The organism is Nonomuraea sp. NPDC003214, assembly GCF_053590035.1.
In genome coordinates this window covers 298,492-317,626 of sequence record NZ_JBSFSX010000006.1, presented here as the reverse complement: position 1 = coordinate 317,626, position 19,135 = coordinate 298,492, and the positions used below count along the sequence as shown (strand labels likewise).

Annotated in this window: 12 protein-coding genes; 5 read left to right on the top strand and 7 right to left on the bottom strand. The window is 73.9% G+C overall.

Annotation, left to right across the window (positions count from 1 at the left end):
• Positions 1 to 146 precede the first annotated feature (146 nt).
• The gene (locus tag ACWDXC_RS20535; RefSeq protein ID WP_449984162.1) at positions 147 to 1,040 is read left to right on the top strand and encodes an SDR family oxidoreductase; all 894 of its coding nucleotides are present in this window, start codon (positions 147 to 149) and stop codon (positions 1,038 to 1,040) included.
• 15 nt (positions 1,041 to 1,055) lie between these two features.
• On the opposite strand, the gene ACWDXC_RS20530 is transcribed toward ACWDXC_RS20535, so the two are convergent.
• The 6 genes from ACWDXC_RS20530 to ACWDXC_RS20505 all read right to left on the bottom strand — a co-directional run bounded on the left by ACWDXC_RS20530 (position 1,056) and on the right by ACWDXC_RS20505 (position 10,539).
• Positions 1,056 to 2,012: a helix-turn-helix transcriptional regulator gene (locus ACWDXC_RS20530; RefSeq protein ID WP_449984159.1), complete on the bottom strand. Its 957-nt coding sequence runs from the start codon at positions 2,010 to 2,012 to the stop codon at positions 1,056 to 1,058.
• Positions 1,994 to 3,613: a CocE/NonD family hydrolase gene (locus ACWDXC_RS20525; RefSeq protein ID WP_449984156.1), complete on the bottom strand. Its 1,620-nt coding sequence runs from the start codon at positions 3,611 to 3,613 to the stop codon at positions 1,994 to 1,996. The genes ACWDXC_RS20530 and ACWDXC_RS20525 overlap by 19 nt, the downstream gene beginning before the upstream one ends.
• A 67-nt stretch (positions 3,614 to 3,680) precedes the next feature.
• Positions 3,681 to 7,184 carry a S8 family serine peptidase gene (locus tag ACWDXC_RS20520; RefSeq protein WP_449984153.1) on the bottom strand — a complete coding sequence of 1,168 codons (3,504 nt, stop codon included), beginning with the start codon at positions 7,182 to 7,184 and terminating at the stop codon, positions 3,681 to 3,683.
• 128 nt (positions 7,185 to 7,312) lie between these two features.
• Positions 7,313 to 8,749: a glycosyltransferase family 39 protein gene (locus tag ACWDXC_RS20515; protein ID WP_449984150.1), complete on the bottom strand. Its 1,437-nt coding sequence runs from the start codon at positions 8,747 to 8,749 to the stop codon at positions 7,313 to 7,315.
• Positions 8,750 to 8,782: 33 nt separating this feature from the next.
• Complete coding sequence (locus tag ACWDXC_RS20510) at positions 8,783 to 9,367, bottom strand: TetR/AcrR family transcriptional regulator (RefSeq protein ID WP_219513774.1); 585 nt, start codon at positions 9,365 to 9,367, stop codon at positions 8,783 to 8,785.
• Positions 9,364 to 10,539, bottom strand: a complete 1,176-nt coding sequence (locus tag ACWDXC_RS20505; protein WP_449984147.1) for a cytochrome P450 — start codon at positions 10,537 to 10,539, stop codon at positions 9,364 to 9,366. Before ACWDXC_RS20505 ends, ACWDXC_RS20510 begins: the two co-directional genes overlap by 4 nt.
• Before the next feature lie 220 nt (positions 10,540 to 10,759).
• Between ACWDXC_RS20505 and ACWDXC_RS20500 the strand changes: the two genes are divergently transcribed.
• From ACWDXC_RS20500 to thyX, 4 genes are all read left to right on the top strand, one after another.
• Positions 10,760 to 12,886, top strand: a complete 2,127-nt coding sequence (locus ACWDXC_RS20500) for an anthranilate synthase component I (protein ID WP_449984145.1) — start codon at positions 10,760 to 10,762, stop codon at positions 12,884 to 12,886.
• A 59-nt stretch (positions 12,887 to 12,945) separates the two neighbouring features.
• Positions 12,946 to 14,091, top strand: coding sequence for an amidohydrolase family protein (locus ACWDXC_RS20495; RefSeq protein ID WP_449984142.1), 1,146 nt, complete (start codon positions 12,946 to 12,948; stop codon positions 14,089 to 14,091).
• 1,308 nt (positions 14,092 to 15,399) lie between these two features.
• On the top strand, positions 15,400 to 18,009 hold the full coding sequence (locus ACWDXC_RS20490; protein ID WP_449984140.1) for a M4 family metallopeptidase: 2,610 nt from the start codon (positions 15,400 to 15,402) through the stop codon (positions 18,007 to 18,009).
• A 100-nt stretch (positions 18,010 to 18,109) separates the two neighbouring features.
• Entirely contained in the window at positions 18,110 to 18,820 is a 711-nt protein-coding gene (gene thyX / locus ACWDXC_RS20485) for an FAD-dependent thymidylate synthase (protein WP_219510481.1), read from the top strand.
• 6 nt (positions 18,821 to 18,826) lie between these two features.
• Here the strand turns inward: thyX and ACWDXC_RS20480 are convergent, their stop codons facing one another.
• Entirely contained in the window at positions 18,827 to 19,135 is a 309-nt protein-coding gene (locus ACWDXC_RS20480; protein WP_053174846.1) for a ubiquitin family protein, read from the bottom strand.

Sequence of the window (19,135 nt, the reverse complement as noted above, 5' to 3'; positions counted from 1 at the left end):
CGACGAAGCCCGTGCCGCGGCTCTGCCCGGCACATTAACCACGCCCGGAAATCGGGTCAGGCCAGCGATCGGCGAATGGTCGGCTCCCCGCGACGAACGGGGAAAACATGACAGAGGATGTCCTCTTACCGGAACAGGGTGGCCGCATGATTGCTTTGGTGGCGGGCGCGACCCGCGGCACAGGACGGGGCATCGCGGTCGAACTGGGCGCCGCCGGCGCGACCGTCTACTGCACCGGAAGGTCCACGCGCGAGGGACGCTCGGAGATGAACCGGCCGGAGACCATCGAGGAGACCGCCGAGCGGGTGAGCGCCGCCGGCGGCACCGGCATCCCGGTCCGCGTCGACCATCTGGACCCGGCCCAGGTCAGGGCGCTGGCCGAGCGGATCGACCGCGAGCAGGGCAGGCTGGACGTGCTCGTCAACGACGTCTGGGGCGCCGACGCGCTGTGGCAGTGGCACACCCCCGTCTGGGAGCACGACCTGGACAAGGGCCTGCGCCTGCTCCGGCTGGCCGTCGACACCCACCTCATCACCAGCCACCACCTGCTGCCGCTGCTCATCCGCAACGAGGGCGGCCTGGTCGTGGAGGTGACCGACGGCACCAGCGACTTCAACGCCACCCGCTACCGCGAGTCGATCTTCTACGACCTGGCGAAGACGGCCGTCAACCGGCTGGCGTACGCGCAGGCCGAGGAGCTGCGCCCGCACGGCGGCACGGCGGTGGCGCTCACGCCCGGCTTCCTGCGTTCGGAGGCCATGCTGGAGAACTTCGGCGTCACCGAGGAGACCTGGCGTGACGCCGTCGCCGGGAATCCCACGTTCGGGGTGTCGGAGACTCCGGCGTACGCGGGCCGCGCGGTCGCCGCGCTGGCCGCCGACCCCGGCCGGGCCCGCTGGTCGGGCCGGTCGGTCTCCAGCGAGGAGCTGGCGCTGGCGTACGGGTTCACCGACGTCGACGGCAGCAGGCCGCAGGTGTGGCGCTACATCGCCGAGGTGCGCGAGGGCGGCAAGGACGCGGCCCCCGAGGACTACCGGTAGCGGTCCTGCCCGTCCCTACCGGCCGGGGTCCGCGCGGTAGAGCTCCGCCGTGCGGGCCGCCGCGCCGGCGACCAGGGCCCGCAGCTCCGGCGGGCCCAGCACCTCGGCCTCCGGCCCGAACCGCAGCACCTGCGAGAACGCCACCTCGACCGACTCGACGGCCAGCCGCACGGTGCCGTCGGCCCGCAGCGAGGCGAGCGCGCCGGGCAGCGCCGCCGGGTCGGCGACGTGCCGCAGCATCCGCACCCCGAGCGGGCTCAGCCGCAGCGTGATCTCCTCGCGCAGCAGCGACCGGGTGAACTCGGCGGACCGCGCGGCCCAGAACGCGGCCAGGTCGAAGCCGGGGTCGCGGTCGAACCGGCCGCCGTCCTGCTCGACGCTGCCGAACCGGTCCACCCGGTAGACGAGGAACCGGCCGCGCGAGCGCGCGGCCAGGTACCAGGAGCCCGCCTTCAGCACCAGCCCGTACGGCTCCAGCGCGCGCACCCGCTCCCGGTACGAGGCGCTCACCGTGCGGTCGTTCCACACGGCCCTGGCAAGCGGCGCGAGCGCGTCGGGCGGCGGGTCGGCGGAGGCGAACCAGCCCGGCGCGTCCAGGTGGAAGCGCTGCGCGGCGGTCGCGGGGGCGTCGCGCAGGCCGGGGGCGAGCGCGGCGGCGGCCTTGAGCCGGGCCGTCGCGGCCACCTCCTGCAACCCCATCTCGCGCAGCGCCGCCGGCACCCCCGACAGGAACAGAGCCTCGGCCTCGGCCCGGTCCAGCCCGGTCAGCCGGGTGCGGTAGCCCTCCAGCAGCCGGTAGCCGCCGCCGCGCCCCCGGTCGGCGTAGACCGGGACGCCCGCCTCCGACAGCGCCAGCACGTCGCGGTGCACGGTCCGCTCCGACACCTCCAGCTCGCGCGCCAGCTCCGCCGCCGTCATCCCGCCCCGGCCCTGCAGCAGCAGGACCAGCGACATCAGCCGAGCGGCGCGCACAGCGGGAGGATCACGGCGGACGGGTGCGCGGGGGAGCGGAACACCTCGACGTCGGCGGCCACCATCGGCCCGCCCTCGCCGAGCGGCCGCCCAGTGCCCGGGTTGCGGGCGATCGTCGGGTACGCGCCGGCGGCCACGTGGACCCGGATGCGGTGGCCGCGCCGGAACCGGTGGCCCACCGGCCACAGATCCACCAGCACTCTCCGCACATCGCCCACTTTATCGGGCATTTCCGAATTATCAGGCAGCTCCGGCCGCAGCCTCCGCACGCCCTCGCACACGTTCATGGACTTCCCGCCCGGACCCACGTCGCACACCCGCACCACCACGTCCACGTACGGCGTGCTGGACCGGACGAACACCTCGGCCGAGACCGGCCCGATCGCCTCCACGTCCGACTCCAGCTCCGCCGAGGAGTAGACGAGCACGTCGCGCCGCGCCTCCAGGCGCCGCTGGTCGCGCGGCCGGGAGTCGGCCAGCAGCACCGGCCCGCCGATCACCGGCGTCGGATGGTCCGGGTGGTAGCGGAAGCGGTCCGCCCCGCCCGCGCGCGGCGGCTCCCGCTCCAGCCCGCCGTCCTCGCGCAGGTGCCAGCGCACCTGCCGCGCGCCCGGCACCGGCCAGTCGGGATAGTCGCGCCACTCCCCGGCCCCCGTCACGTACAGCCGCACCGGCTGCTCGCGCAGCCCCGACGGGTCGCCGAGCAGGTGCGCCCGGAACCAGGCCAGCGACTCGGCCAGCGCCACCCGCCCGTGCCGCGCGTCCACGTGCCACCACGGCCCGATCGTCAGCTGCGGCCGCCGCCCCGCCGCCCGCAGCGCCAGGTAGTCCTTGAGCTGCCACGGCAGGAACACGTCGTACCACCCGCCGAGCATGGTGACCGCCGCCTCCACCTCACCTACCCGAGGGGAGAAGTCACGCTTGTCCCAGTACGGCACGGCCGGGTCGGCGTGATGGGCCAGCAGGTCCCGGTAGAAACGCAGCGGGCGGCCCGCCGAGGCCAGGTCCAGCTCGGACACCGGCCGCCCCGACAGCCCCGACAGCACGGCCCGGCGCGTCAGCCGGGGAGCCGTCAGCGGCGCCGCCGCCCCGCCGAACCGGCGCGACATCGCGTCCGTCAGCGTCGTCCAGCTCAGCGCCGACTCCAGCGCGAACGCCCCGCCCACGTACGCGGCGTCGCGGAACTGGGAGGCGGTGATCTGCGTGGCCATCGCCTTCAGCTCGGGCCCGGCCTCGGCCGCCACCGCCCACTGCGCGTAGCCCAGGTAGGAGGGGCCGAACATGGCCAGCGACCCGCCGTACCACGGCTGCGCGCGCAGCCAGCCGAGCGTGGCCAGGCCGTCGTCCCGCTCGTCGCCCAGCGGGTCGAGCTGCCCGCCGGAGCCGAACCCGCCCCGGCAGCTCTGGATCACCACGTGGAAGCCGTTGCGGGCGAAGCCGCGCCCGTACACGAACCCGAACACGCCCCGCCTGCCGTACGGCGAGCGGATCAGCACCACCGGAGCCGGGCCGCCGCCGGGCGCCTCGTAACGGTCGGCGAGCAGCACCACGCCGTCGGGCATCTCCACGGGAAGATCGCGATGGATCCGCACACGTCGCATGACCCACCAGTAACAGATGCCGCCCGGGCGGTGGTAGCCCGGGCGGCATCAGCTGTGACGGCGCTGATTACGGTGCGGTCTTGTCCGGCCGCTCGGAGACGCGGATCGCGTTCACGATCGTCGCCCCCTGCCGGGTGGCGAAGCGCACGTTGAGCTGGCCGTCGCTGACGCGGACCGTGTACTGCCGGCTGACCGCCGTGTACGTGCCCGCCTCCAGGGCCAGGTCGAGCGCCGGGATGGCGAGCTGCCCCTCGACGAGCACGTCGAACACCCGCCGGCCCATGTCCATGCCGCGGATCTCGGCGAAGTCCAGCTCGACCGTGTAGACGCCGGCCGGCACCCCGTCGAAGCGGTACTCCAGCATGCCCTCGCGGGCCGTGCGGAACAGCGTCTGCTCCTCGGTGCCCTCGATGGTCCTGCGGGTGTCGCGCTCGCGGGTGCCGCTGCCCACGTACCCGTGACCGCCCTCCCGGTAGCGGGCGTCGGGCGTCCAGGCGTCACCGGCGGCGTCGGTGGACGCGCGGCGCGCCCCCACGTCGACGGCCACCTGGTGCTTGGGCACCACGACCGTCACCGTCACCTCGATGACCGGCTGCCGGCCGCTGGCGGACTTGATGACGAGCTTCCCGGCCCGGGCCGTGCCGGCCGCCACGCCGTCGCTCGACACCGTGACCTCCAGCGTCGCCTTCTGCCCCTTGGCCAGCTCGCCGGAGGCCGGCGTGACGCCGAGCCAGCCGCCCGCCGGGTCGGCGGTGACCGTGTACGGCGTCGGCGAGCCGAGGTTCGTCAGCTCCAGCGTCCGCTTCCTGCTCGCGTCCGCCGGCATCACCACCGTGACCTCGGCCGTCGAGGCGGCCACCCGGCCCGTCACCAGCGCCGTGTCCACCCGGGTCACCGTGGCCGGGGCGACGGTGACCGCCTGGGTGAAGGTGCCGTAGTGCTCCTTGGACACGACCACCTCGTAGTCACCCGCCAGGAGCTGGCCGTAGAAGCCGCCGTCGGCGCCCGTGGTGAACGTCGCCACGTCGCCCACCTTGACGGTCGCGCCCGGCAGCGGGTCGCCGTCGTTGGCGTCGGTGACCACGCCCGTCACCAGGCCGTGGCGGGAGGCGCTGAACGTCAGGCCCTGACCGGTGGCCAGCGCCGGCTCCTCGTAGAGGTACTGCAGCGCGTCGTCGCCGGCCGCGTTCTCGATGCCGACGGTCCCCGCCGCGCCCTGGTCGCGCTCGCTCTCGACGTCCTTGTACCGGTAGCTCACCGTGCCGTCCTCGCCGAGCAGCGCCGCGAACGACACCCGCTGCGTGGCGTCGGCGTAGAAGCGGACGTTGCGCCACTCGACCACGAACTGCCGGTGCGGCGCCGTCCCGGTGACGCCCGTGTAGACGCCGGCCTGCGCGTCCACCACGAAGTCGTCCCAGAACGGGAAGACGGCGTTGTTCGGCGTGGCCGTCGCGGGCAGCCTGCTGTTGCCCGCCGCCACCACCCGGTCGGCCGCGAACGTGACGAACCCGTTGGTCGCCACCCACGCCCGGCTCTGGCCGGCGCCGTAGAACGGGACCGCGAACGGCAGCGTCACCTGGAGCGCCTCGTCGTCGCCGGTGAGCGCCAGCTTGTCGGTGCCCGCCACATAGGGCGCCGGGGCGCTGCGGCAGGTGTAGCCGAAGTCGTCGCCGCGCAACGGCAGCTCGACGTCCTCGGTCACGTTCCCGGACACCGTGACGGCCGCCGTCGCGGGGCTCGCGCAGCGCGAGGACGGCGTGACCTCCAGCACGTGCTCGCCGTGCGGCAGCGTCAGCTCGTAGCGGCCCGAGGCGTCGGAGACCGCGCTCAGCGGGGTCCCCCTGGCCGCCACGCGGGCGCCGGGCTCGGGCGTGCCGGCGGTGCTCACGACGCCCGACACCACGCCGGTGGCCTGCTGGACCAGCGTCACGTCCGCCGTGGCCGTCGCGCCGGCGGTCACGGCCGCCGTCACAGTGGCGGCGTCGTAGCCGAACTTCTCCGCCTTCACCCGGTACTCGCCCGGCAGCAGCCGGACGAACGCGTACGTGCCGTCCGCGCCGGTCACGACGCTGCGCGAGGTCGGGCCGTCCGTCGTCACCGTGACCCCGGCCAGCGGCGCGCCGCCCGAGGTGACCGTGCCCGACAGCCCGCCGAGGCCGTCCTGCGGTGCGGCCTGGACGGCGGCGTAGGCGTCCAGCCTGCCCTCGCCCCAGATGTTGTTGTCGGCCGCGGTGCCGCCGCAGGCGGTGTCGGCCACGTCGATCGCGGTGCTGTCGAGCAGCGGCCGGGTGGCGTCCACGTCACCCTGGAGGCTCGGCGCCGCCGACCAGATGAGCGCCACCGTGGCCGCCACGTGCGGCGAGGCCATCGAGGTGCCCGTGTAGGAGGCGTAGGAGCCGCCCGGCACCGAGGAGCGCACGTTGACCGCCGGGGCCGCGATGTTCGGCTTGATCTCGCCGTCCTCGCCCTCGCCCTTGCTGGAGTTCGTGTACAGCGCGTTGTTCACGTCGAAGCCGCCCGCGCTGTAGCTGACCCGGTACTGGCCGGGCGAGCCGCTGGTGTCGCAGGCCGGGCCCTCGTTGCCGTTGGCGAACATGGGGAAGATGCCGGCCGCCACCCACGCCTCGACCGTCGCCTTGTACCAGGGGTCGAAGCCGTCGCCGCCCCAGGAGTTGTTGACGATGTCCGGCGCCAGGTCCGGGCGCGGGTTCTCGCCGTTCAGGTCCGTCGGCGCGAGGACCCACTGGCCCGCGGCCAGCAGTGAGGCGTCGGTGCAGGTGTTGGTCTCGCAGCCCTTGGCCGCGATCCACCGGGCGCCCGGGGCCACGCCGATGCCGCCGGCGCCGACCATCGTGCCCATCACGTGCGTGCCGTGCCCGTTGTTGTCGCACGGGGCCGCGCTCGGGCAGACCCGTCCCGGGTCGAACCAGTTGTAGTCGTGCCGCAGCGAGCCGTCCGGGGCGCGGCCGCGGTAGGCCGCCGCCAGGTCCGGGTGGTCGAACTGCACGCCGCTGTCGATGTTGGCGACCACGATGCCCTCGCCGCGGTTGCCGAGCTCGCTCCACACGCGGGGGGCGCCGACCCGGTCGACGTTCCACTCGGCCGCGTTCACCTTGACCTCGGCCTTGCCGGGGACCGGCTTGGGCAGCGATACGGTGCGGATCGGGTCGATCCTGTCCACCTCGGGCAGCTTGGCGATCTCGGCGGCCAGCTTCGGACCGGCCGTCACCTTGACCGCGTTGACGATCCAGAACGGGGTGTGGTCGGCGCCGTTGGACTCCAGCAGCTTGCGCAGGGCCGCCTGGGACGTCCTGGCCCGCGCGGTCTTGGCCTCGTAGACGCGCTCGGCCTTGGCCTCCTTGGAGGTGGCCCGGCGCGCGCCGCCGAGGTCGGCCTCGCCCTTCATGCGCACCCAGAACGTCGCCTTGCCGTCACCGTCGAGCTGGGCCTGGACGGAGTCGCTGATCTTGCCGGGATCCGGGGCGGCCTGGGCCACGCCGGGCGGGATGACGAGACTTAACGATGCGATCGCTCCCACCAGGAGCGCACGCCAGCGGGGGGTGCTCGGCACAAGTTCTCCTTCACCGCGATGGTGCAGAGGTGATCTTTACGCCTCTGTGGAGAAGAGTGAAGAGATGATGTTGAGAATGCAAGGGGCATTCTCCAACAAAAACTGACAAGTTCTGAAATGTAATCTGGTCAGCTGAAATGTCGCCAACTGTGCCAGGTGGCGCTCCAGGGCCGCTCCAGGCCGCGGCACAACCACACCCGCATGCCCGCCTCCTCGTTCTCGATCCCGGCCCGGTTGCCGACCCGCCCCTTCTCCTCGCAGGTGGCGAACTGCCCGTCGCGCAGCCGCCTGCCGATGTTCATCAGGACCGCCACGTCCCCGCTCTCGGGCGGCGGCCCGTACTGCCAGAGCTGGTTGTGGCCCGCGTACACGCGCGGGACGCCCGCCCGGGCGAGCGAGCCGTGCTCGCCGTAGTTGCCGGCGATCACCACGGCGCGGGCGCGCTCCTGCGGCGTGAGCGTGGACAGGACGTCGGTCACGGTGGCGTTCAGCTCCGGCCAGCCGACGGACTCGCGGGCCACCTCGTTGACCGCCGGCACCGGCGTCGAGGCCAGCACCGTCAGCGGGATCAGCGGCAGCGCGAACAGCGCGCACCCGGCGGTGTTGACGCCCAGCGACACCAGCGCGTCACGCCGCCGCCCGGCCGCCTCGGCGGCCACGCAGCCCGCCGCGAACAGCATCAGGACCAGCCCCGCCGAGTAGTCGAACCGGCCGCCGCTGATCAGCGTCAGCCCCGCCGCCACCGGGTAGGCCACGGCCAGCGCCCGCACCCGCCGGTCACGCCACAGCCGCACGAACCCGAACGCCGCCATCACCGCGACCACCGGCCCGAACAGGACGACCTGCATGGGCACGAACAGCGCCCGCATCTCCGCGCCCTTGTTCTCGCTGAGCGCCGCCGCCATCTCCAGCTGCGGCCACCCGTGGGTGATCTGGTAGACCAGGTTCGGCGCCGCCAGCACGGCCGCGACCAGCGCGCCCGCCCACAGCCACGGGCTCGCCAGCACCCGGCGCGGACCGGCCGTGACCAGCCCGGCCGCCAGCCCCAGCACGAGCAGCACGATCAAGTGCTTGTTGTAGCTCGCTACCCCGATCACCGCGCCCGCCGCGAGCCACCAGCGCGGCTCCCCGCGCATCAGCGCCCGCAGCGCGAACAGGATCGCGCCCGCCCACAGCGCCAGGTCGAAGCTCAGCGTCAGCAGCACGTGCCCGGCGATGAGCGTGAACGCGCCGCCCGCCGTGCCCAGCGCCGCCATCGTCTGCGCCGCCGCCCCGCCGCCGAGCTCGCGGGCGATCAGCGCCACCAGCACCACCAGCAGCGCCACCGCCAGCGCGGGCGGCACCCGCAGCGCGGTCAGCGTGTCGCCGAACGCCCAGATGGCCAGCCGGGCCATCATCGGCGTCAGCGGCGGCTGGTCGACGTAGCCCCAGTCGGGGTGCTGCGACAGTACGCGGAAGTACAGCTCGTCACGGTGGTAGCCGTAGCCGCCGCTGACCGCCAGCAGAACGCCGGACAGCAGGACCGCGATCACGGTGATCGACCGCCACGCCAAGGGCCGCTCCATGACTGCCCAACCTAGATCCTTACGGCGCTCCTGTCAGGTGGTCCGGTATCCCACCTGTTCCAGCATGCCGACCAGATACGCCTTCATCTCGGCTGGTTCGCCGCCGTCGGGATGAAAGCCCAGGTGGTGCAGGATCGCCCCGTTGAGCAGTTGCTGGACGGCCGTCAGGTCGCGCTCGGGCGGCAGCCGCCCCGACTCGGCCGCCCGCCGCAGCGTCTCGCGCACCGCCGAGGCCCGCAGGCCGCCGTTGGCCGCCAGGTAGGCCGACAGCAGCTCCGGGTAGTCGTCCACCGACCCGTACAGGCGGCGCAGCAGGCGGCGGTGCCGCGGCACCGACAGGTAGGCCGCCCAGTCGGTCAGCATGTGGTCGACGTCGCGCCACTCGGGCGGCGGCTCCTCGTCGTGGTGGGCCGCCACGATCGCCCGGACCAGCAGCTCGGTCTTGCCGGGGAAGCGGCGGTAGACCGTGGCCCGGGTGACGCCTGCCTGCTGGGCCACCCGTTCGATGCTCGTCTCGCCCGCGCCGCGCTCGATGAGCAGGTCGAGCGCGGCGGCGAGGATGGCGGCGTCGGCCTCCTGGCTGCGCGGCCGCCCGGCCGGCCGCTGGACGCCGCTCACTCCCACGTCACCGGGAGCGCGTGGACGCCGTAGATGAGCATGTCGGTGCGCAGCGGCACCCGCTCCGGGGCCACCGCCAGGCGCAGCCCGGGGAAGCGCTCGAACAGCGCCGGCAGGCCCGCCAGCAGCTCGACGCGGGCGAGCTGCTGGCCCAGGCACTGATGGATGCCGTGCCCGAACGCCAGATGGCCGCCCGCCGCGCGGCCCAGGTCGAGCAGGTCGGGCTCGGCGAAGCGGAGCGGGTCGCGGTTGGCCGCCTGGATCGACACCGTCACCGTCTCCCCGGCCCTGATCGTGTGGCCGTCCAGCTCGACGTCCTCCAGCGCCACCCGCAGCAGGAACGGGATGACGCTCAGGTAGCGCAGCAGCTCCTCGACGACCTCCGCCGGGTGCGTGCGCAGCGCCCGCGCGCGTGCGGGATCGGGGTCGGACAGCAGCGCGAACACGCCGAGCGCGAGCTGGTTGGCGGTCGTGTCGAGCCCGGCGCCGAGCAGCGTGAAGCCGACGCCGGCCAGCTCGTCGTCGGTCAGGTCACTGGCCGTCAGCCCGCTCAGCAGGTCGTCGGCCGGCGCCGCCCGCTTGGCCGTGACCAGCTCGCGCATCATCTCGCGCAGCTCCAGGTAGGCGGCGATCTGCTCCTCCCGCGTCACCTCCAGGCCGGACAGCGCCCGGGCCTGCCGCTGGAAGCGGTCGCGCCCGGAATCGGGCACGCCGAGCAGCTCGCAGATCACCAGGGCGGGCAGCGGCCCGGCGAACGCCGCCACCAGGTCGGCCTCCTTGCCGCCGGCCTCCATCGCGTCCAGCAGGCCGGTCGCGAGCTCCTCGGTGCGGCCGGTGAGCTGCCGCATGCGGCGCACGGTGAACTGGCCGGTGAGCAGGCGGCGGTAGCGGGTGTGGTCGGGCGGGTCCATGGAGGTGAACATGCCGGGCGGCGAGGGCTGCCCCGTCCCGCCGGCGGCCGGGCCGGGGACGGGATGGTGGCGCAGCTCGGGCCGTGAGCTGAAGCGCGGGTCGGCCAGCACGGCGCGCGCCTGCGCGTGGCCGGTGACGAGCCAGCCCTCGTGGCCGTCGGGGTAGGCCAGCCGCGTGACGGGCCGCTCGGCGCGGATCTCCGCCAGCGCCTCGGGCGGGTCGAACGGGCTGGTCCGGGTGGTGGGCAGCGTGCCGATCATTCCAATACAGTACAACACTGTATTGTAAATGCAAGGCGTGTCGCATTGCGCGATCTTGATGGGACGGAGTAGCCTGTTCCCCATGCGAAATCGCGCCCGGCTTCAGTGGTGGCGCCGCTCCTAGGCGGCGCGGGATTCGCATACCTCAAACGGACGGCCGCCCCGGTTGGCGGCCTTTGTCGTGTTCGCCCCGGGGCTTGTGACATTCAAAGGGGCAGCAGTGGAGACGAGCGGATATACCACCGCCGGGGGCGTCGGCGTCGAGCGCGAAGTGCGCGAGGTGTCCGAGGACGCGCTCGAAGAGATCGTGACGGCCCTCGGCGAGCGGCGCGGCGGCGCCTTCTCCTCGGGCATGGACTACCCGGGCCGCTACAGCCGATGGGCCTTCGGCTACGTCGACCCCTGCCTGGAGCTCGTCGCCAAGGGCCGCGTCATCTCGGCCAGGGCGCTCAACGAGCGCGGCCGCGTCGTGCTGCCCGCCGTCGCCTCCTGCCTGCTCGCCGCCGGCAAGCCCGTCGAGGAGCCCACCGCCGACCTCGTCCAGGTGCACGTCCCCGAGTCGGAGGACCTGCTGCCCGAGGAGATGCGCAGCCGCCGCCCCACCGTCTTCACCGCCATCCGCGAGGTCATCGCCGCCTTCAAGGGCGACGACCCGCACCTCGGCCTCTACGGCGCCTTCGGCTACGACCTGGCCTTCCAGTTCGAGCCCATCAGGCAGCAGCTCGTCCGCCCCGACGACCAGCGCGACCTCGTCCTGCACCTGCCCGACCGGCTCGTCGTCATCGACCGGCAGCGCGAGACCTGCCGCGAGCTGCGCTACGAGTTCACCGTCGACGGCGCCACCACCCGCGGCCTGGAGCGCACCGGCCAGACCACGCCCGCCGTCGCCCCGGGCGAGCTGCCCCCCGACCCCGTCAAGGGCGAGTACGCCAAGGTCGTCGCCGCCGCCAAGGAACGTTTCAAGCGCGGTGACCTGTTCGAGGTCGTGCCCGGCCAGATCTTCCACGCCACCTGCACCGACCCCGCCGCCTTCTACCGCGGCCTGCGCAAGAGCAACCCCGCCCCGTACGAGTTCATCATCAGCCTCGGCGAGGGCGAGCACCTCGTCGGCGCCTCACCCGAGATGTACGTGCGCGTCAGCGGCGACCGCGTCGAGACCTGCCCCATCTCCGGCACCATCGCCCGCGGCAGCAACCCGGTCGAGGACGCCGAGGCGATCCGCACCCTCCTGTCCAGCGTCAAGGAGGAGTCGGAGCTGACCATGTGCACCGACGTCGACCGCAACGACAAGTCGCGCATCTGCGTCCCCGGCACCGTCAACGTCATCGGCCGCCGCCAGATCGAGCTCTACTCCCGCCTCATCCACACCGTCGACCACATCGAGGGCAGGCTGCGCCCCGAGTTCGACGCGCTCGACGCCTTCCTCACCCACATGTGGGCCGTCACCGTCACCGGCGCGCCCAAGACGTGGGCCATGCAGTTCATCGAGGACCACGAGGCGACCACCCGCCGCTGGTACGGCGGCGCCATCGGCTTCATCGGCTTCGACGGCTCCATGAACACCGGCCTCACCCTGCGCACCGCCCAGATCAAGGACGGCATCGCCATCGTCAGGGCCGGCGCCACGCTGCTGTTCGACTCCGACCCCGAGGCCGAGGAGCGCGAGACCGAGCTCAAGGCCAGCGCCCTGCTCGGCGCGCTCGCCGCCGTCAACCGGCCCGGCGCCGAACCGGTCGCCGAGCCCAGGCCGCAGCCCGGCCAGGGCATGAAGGTGCTGCTCGTCGACCACGAGGACTCCTTCGTCAACACCCTCGCCGACTACTTCCGGCAGGACGGCGCCGACGTCGTCACCCTGCGCCACGGCTTTCCGCCCGCCATGATCGACGAGATCGGGCCCGACCTCGTCGTGCTCTCGCCCGGCCCCGGCTGGCCCACCGACTTCGGCATGTCGGCGCTGATCGACCAGATCTACGCGCGCGACCTGCCCGTCTTCGGCGTCTGCCTCGGCCTGCAGGCCATGGTCGAGCACGCCGGCGGCTCCCTCGAACTGCTCGACTACCCCGAGCACGGCAAGCGCGGCCGCGTCTCCCGGCTCGGCGGCAGCGCCCTGCTCGACGGGCTCCCCGAGGAGTTCACCGCGGCCCGCTACCACTCGCTGCACGCCAAGGTGCCCGGCGTCGTCGGCTTCACCGCCACCGCCGTCACCCCCGACGGCAACGTGATGGCCATGGAGGACACCGCCAACCGCCGCTTCGCCGTCCAGTTCCACCCCGAGTCCATCCTCACCGCCGAAGGGGGCGCGGGCGCGAAGATCATCGCCAACGTGCTGCGGCTTTCCCGCAGGTGAGGCCCTTTCGTCGGTAAAACGTCCACGGGGGCGTGCGGAGAACGCCTAGAGTTCCCCGCATGCTCCCCGTAGACCTTCCGGACACGGTGCGTGAGGCCCTGCTCGCCCCGCTCGTCGACCACGCCTGCCACGGGGTGCGCCGCGACGAGCTGTCCCGGGCCCGCTTCGAGCTGCTGATCAACGACGACACCAGCCCAGCGCCGCCCGGCACCACCCACTTCGACACCCCCGCCGGCGCCGCCATCCGCCGCTGGTGCGCCCCCGTCCTCGGCCTCGAACCGCACGCCGCCCCCTCCCTCTACCTCGCCCGCCGGGCCGAGCTCGGGCCCGCCGAGGCCAACCGGCTGCTCCTGCGCGCCGCCGGCGTCGTCGCCTTCCTCGTCGAGAGCGGCGCCGAGAACCTCGACCTGCTCACCGCCGGCGAGATGGGCCGCGCCGGCGCCGCCGCCGCCGACGAGATCCTCCGCGTCGAACACGTCGAACAGGACGTCGCCGAGACCGCGAGCGTCGCCCTCGACTACCTCGACAGCCTCGCCGACGAGCTCGCCGCCCGCGCCGGCCGCGCCGTCGGGCTCAAGACGACCGCCGCCGCCCGCCTCGGCCTCGCCTTCGAACCCGCCCGGCCCAGCCGCGGCTCCGTCATCGCCGCCGCCAACCGCCGCCTGTCCGACCCCAAACAGCCGCTCACCGAGCCGGTGCTGCTGCGCCACCTGCTCTGGACCGCCGCCGACCTGGCCCGCGAACGCGGCCTGCCCCTGCAGTTCCACACCGGCGCCGCCGACGCCGGCACCCCCCTGCCCGGCGCCGACCCGGCCGCGCTCACCGGCTTCGTCCGCGCCCTCCAGCCCACCGGCGTGCCGGTCGTCCTCCTCAACTGCTACCCCTACCAGCGGCACGCCGGCCACCTCGCGCACGTCTTCCCGCACGTCTACCTCGACGCCGGCCCCGCCCTCGCCCGCACCGCCTCCGGCTCCGGCCGCGTCTTCGCCGACCTCCTCGAACTCGCCCCCTTCCACAAGATCCTGTACGGGTCGGGCACCCGGGGCGTCGCCGAGACCTGCCTGCTCTCGGCCGTCTACTTCCGCCTCGGCCTCGCCCGCGCCCTCAAGGAGCGCCTGGACGACGGCGAATGGAGCCCCGCCGACGCCGCCCGGATCGCCTCCATGATCGGCTCCGGCAACGCCCGCCGCATCTACCGCCTCTAACCCCACCCCACCCCGAGGCCCCCAGCCCAGGCCCCGCCCGCCCCCCAAGCCCCGGCCCCAGCCAGGGCCCCCGTCCCAACCAGGGCCCCGCCACACCGCGTCCGCCGCACCCCAGCCCGCCACACCCGCCAGGCCACCCCCAGGGACCGCCTCGGGGGCACTTCCTCCACAGAGTCACCCCTCGCTCGACACCCAAGCGCCCGTGCGGTCCAGGGCCCCGTGCGGTCCAGGGCCCCGTGCGGTCCAGGGCCCCGTGCCGTCCAAGGCCCCGTACGGCCCTGGCCCGTGGGCGGGTCCGCGCCCTCCAGCGGCCCAAGCCCCCATGAGGCTCAGGCCCCGAGGTCGCTCACCTCCGCAACGCACCCCGGAAGGCACTCTGGGGCCGCTCCCGCGAGGTGCCTCTCCGGGTGACGCGCCGCCGCCGCGTCAACGCCCGTCCCGCGAGCAACCCCCGAGAGCGCGCCCCCGGGGCACCGTCCCACGACGGTCCCGAGGTCGCCGCGCAATGCGCCCCGGTGCCCCTTGGAGGGGCCCGCTCCCAGTGAGAAGCCGTCGCGGTGAGGCGCGCGGGCCGCCCCGAGGGCCGCCTCTGCGGTGCGCCCGCTGCGGCCCCTCCGTGAGGGCCGCTTGCGGGGCCGCCCCCCGTGCGGATGCTCGGCGGGCAGCCCGCTCCCGTGGGGTGGGGCCCACCCGTGACGGCCCCGAGGCCGTCACAAGCTGAGCCCACACCGGCCCTTCGCGGCCCGCCCCCGCGAGAGGCCGCCGCCGTAAGGCGCGCGGGCCGCCCCCGCCCCCCGGGCCGCTCCTGCGGTGCGCCCGCTGCGGCCCCTCCGTGAGGGCCGCCTGCGGGGGCGCGCCGGTCGGGGGCCTGGGCCCGGGAGGGGGCTCGGCGGGAAAGCCCACTCACATGGGGTGGGTCCACCCGGGCTCGAGGCCGCCCGGCGGTGCGCCCGCGCGGCCCCTCTGTGAGGGCCGCGTGCGGGGCCGCGTCCGGAGGCGCGCCCGTCGGGGCCTGGGCCCGGGAGGGGGCTCGGCGGGAAGGCCCGCTCACATGGGATGGGCCCACCCAGGCGAGAGGCCGCCCCGCGGTACGCCTGCCGGGGAACTGCGCCCGTGAGGCGCCTGCGGGGGCCGCGCCCGTGAAGGGGCTGGGCGGGGAAGTGCGCTCCCGTGTGGGGCGCGGGTTCGGTGGGGCGGTTTGGTGAGGGGAATTTCCCGATTTGGGTGATCGAATCGTTATTTGTCTGATCGTCAAGGGCGCGGTCATGATCGAGGGCGCCAGACCCCTACGCCACACCTGGAGGTGTCGTGTCCTGGCGTCCCATCACTCTCCTGGCCGCGCTGACCGTCGCGCTGGCCGTACCCGGAACGGCGCACGCCGACGATCCGCCGCCGCCCGCGGTGGAGCCGCGCGCCGGCACCGAGGCTCCCGCCGAGGTGAGCGGGCTCGCCGAGCCCGCCGCGGCCGGGGACCCGGTGGCCGCGGCCAAGGCGCACCTGGCCGATCCGCGGTATCACCTGAATCCCACCGACCTGGTGCACTTACGCACGGTCAAGGATGGCAAGGACGAGACGGTCAGGTTCGCCCAGCGCTACCGGAACCTGCCGGTGCTGGGCGGCCAGTACCTGGTCCACTTCCGCACCGAGAACGGCGTGCGGACGGTCACCGGGGCGGGCGGCCGGTTCCTCACCGAGCTGAAGGTCGACCCGGTCCCCACTGTCGGCGCGGAGCTGGCCGGGCGGCTGGCGGTCGCCACGCTGGTCCGCGACCGGACGGACCGGCGGACGGTGAAGGCCGGCGCGGGCGAGCTGGTCGTGGTGCCGCGCGGCGCCGGCGTGCTGGCCTGGCGGGTGCCGCTCAGCGGTGTGACGGCCGGCCGCCCGTTCGTGCGCGACGCGTACGTGGACGCCCGTTCCGGCCGCCCGCTGTTCGCGGTGGACCGGCTGCACTTCGCGGCCCCCGAGGGGCCGGTGGAGGCGAGCGGCGCGACCTCGGACGGCCGCGAGGTGACGTTCCCCGCCTTCCGGCGCGCCGATGGCGCGCACGAGCTGCGTGACCGCTCCCGCCCGATGTGGAACGGGACGACCGGCGAGATACTCACCTACGACGCCGCGGGCCGGGACGTCACCGAGTTCCTCGGCGGCGGCGTCCCCGCGGACGCGAAGCTCGCCGAGTCGGCCACCGCGCGGTTCGGCCCGCAGCACACCGCCAGCGGCGCGGTGGACGCCCACTGGGGCGCGGGCCAGGTGTACGCGTTCTACCGCGGCCTGGGCCGTGACGGGCTAGACGGCGCGGGCGGCAGCATGTACTCGGTCGTCAACGTCACCCTCCAAGGTCAGCCGTTCGCCAACGCGTTCTGGGACGGCACCAAGATGGTCTACGGCGGCGGCGGAGCCGACTACCACTCGTTCGCCGCCGGCCTGGACGTCGTCGGCCACGAGATGACCCACGGCGTCATCACCAACAGCGCCGACCTGGTCTACCTGGGCCAGTCGGGCGCGATGAACGAGGGCCTGGCCGACTACTTCGGCAACGCCGTGGAGGTCGACGCGCTGGGCATCCCCATGTCCGACCCGGACGCGAGCTTGCTGGGCGAGCGGCTGTGCAAGACGCTGCCGCCGGCCCAGTGCGCGCTCCGCGACCTGGACGACGGCCGCGACGCCACCGAGGACTACATCGGCGCGACCGTGAGCCTGGACGGCGGCGGCGTGCACCTCAACTCGACGATCTTCTCCGGCGCGCTGTGGGACATCCGGGAGAAGCTCGGCGGAGCCAAGGCGGACAAGCTCGTCTACAAGGCGCTGACGGAGTACATGACGCCGCTGGACGAGTTCCTGGACGGCCGCCGCGCCGTGGAGTCGGCCGCCCGCGCGGCGGGCCTGCCGGCGCGTGACCGGCTGGCCGTGGCGCTGGCGTTCGACCGGCACGGCATCAAGCCGGGTTGGGACCGGCGCATCCGCACCGACAGCCGCGTCGTCGCCGACGGGCTGACGGAGGCGTTCTTCGCCCCGGACCTGGCCCGCGGCCGCTACGTGGTGATGAACAACAGCGCCTCTGCGGATGAGCCCAGCTCCGTCCACACCGGGCGGCTGCGCGGCGGCGCCCTGGTCAGGCTGTCGCAGAACGCCGAGTGGAACTACATCCCCGTCACCGACGGCGAGCGGGCCGTGTGGGGGTCCTTCGACGACGCCCAGACCCGGTTCCGCATCCTGTCGAGGCCGCTGGACCGCGGCGCCCCCGAGACGACGGTGCACGAGACGACCGGCTACCTCGTGCAGCTGGCCGTCGAGGGCGACGTCGTCGCCTGGGAGGAGCAGGACCTGGCCACGCAGCGCAGCGAGATCTGGGTCAAGCGCGGCGGCGCGGCGCCGGTCCTGGTCACCGCCGCCGAGGACGTGACCGGCGTGTTCCCGTCGCTGAAGGACGGCAGGCTCGGCTACGTCCGCGTGCGCGGCGCGGAGCGCGTCCCGGCCGTGTACGACGTGGCGAGCGGGAGGGAGACGGTGCTGCCGGTGCCGGGCTCGCGGGCCGGAATGCTGGTGCTGACCTCCCGGTACGCCGTCTGGACGCACAACGAGGACGGCGACTACACCGCCGGTCTGAGCCGGGCGGAGCTGGACGGCACGGGCGTGACCACGCTCGTCCCGGACGGCCCCGACGCGCCGATGTCCCTCTGGCTCGACGCCGGCGACGGCTACGTCACGATCGCCGAGCAGATGGGCTTCGGCCTGACGAACGACGACCTGCCCAAGCTGTTCCAGCTGCCGATCGCGGGCGGCGAGCTGGAACGGGTCTCGTGCAACCGCGGCGACCAGTACCTGTTCGCCTCCGGCGAGGGCCGGCAGGTGCTGTGGCTGGACGGCACCGCGGCCGACACCGACCTGGTCACCCGCCACCGGCCGGCCGGCCGCTGCTGACGGGCTGACCTGGCCCACGTCCGCCCGCCGCGCTCCGGAGGGGGGCGCGGCGGGCGTACGATGGCGGGCGGCCTGTGTCGAGACGAAGGGGGATCCTCGAGTGCGGTTTCTGGACGACGTGACGGTGGAGCTGGTCAAGCACAGCGCGTCCGACACCGACGTGCTGTGGGCGGCGCGCGTGTCCACGGCCGGCGAGCAGTCGCTGGCGGAGCTGGAGAAGGACCCCGAGCGGTCCAAGGGCCTGATCAACTATCTGATGCGCGACCGGCACGGCAGCCCGTTCGAGCACAACTCCATGACCTTCTTCGTCAGCGCGCCGATCTTCGTCTTCCGCGAGTTCCAGCGCCACCGGGTGGGCTGGTCCTACAACGAGGAGAGCGGCCGCTACCGCGAGCTGCAGCCGTCCTTCTACGTGCCGGGGGAGGACCGCAAGCTGGTGCAGGAGGGCAAGCCGGGCCGCTACGTGTTCGTCGACGGCACCGCCGAGCAGCACAAGCTCGTCACGCAGCGGATGGAGGAGTCCTACCGCCAGTCCTACGCCGCCTACGAGGAGATGCTGGAGGCCGGCATCGCCCGCGAGGTGGCCCGCGCGGTGCTGCCGGTCGGCCTGTTCTCCACCATGTACGCCACCTGCAACGCCCGCTCGCTCATGCACTTCCTGTCGCTGCGCACGCAGCACGAGCAGGCCCGGGTCAAGTCGTTCCCGCAGCGGGAGATCGAGATGGTGGCCGAGCGCATGGAGGCGGTGTGGGCGGAGCTCATGCCCCTGACCCACGCCGCCTTCGTCGCCAACGGCCGCGTCGCCCCGTAGGCGGGCTCAGGCCAGGGCGGGCAGGACGTAGACCTCGGCGCCCGGCGGCAGCGCGCAGTCGAGGCCGCCGAGGCCGCGGGAGTTCTCGCCGCACACGATCATGCTGATGTGGCGGCGGATGCGCCCGTAGTCGTCGCGGATCCGCTCCTCCAGCAGCGGGTGAGTGCGGCGCAGCATGTCGAGGGCCGAGCCCAGCGTGGGCGGCGACTCATGGTCGGCGCCCACCGCGAACACCTTCACCTCGGTACGGCCGCTGACCCAGCGCCGCAGCGAGGCGGGCAGCACGAAGACCACCATGGTCACGGACTTGGCCAT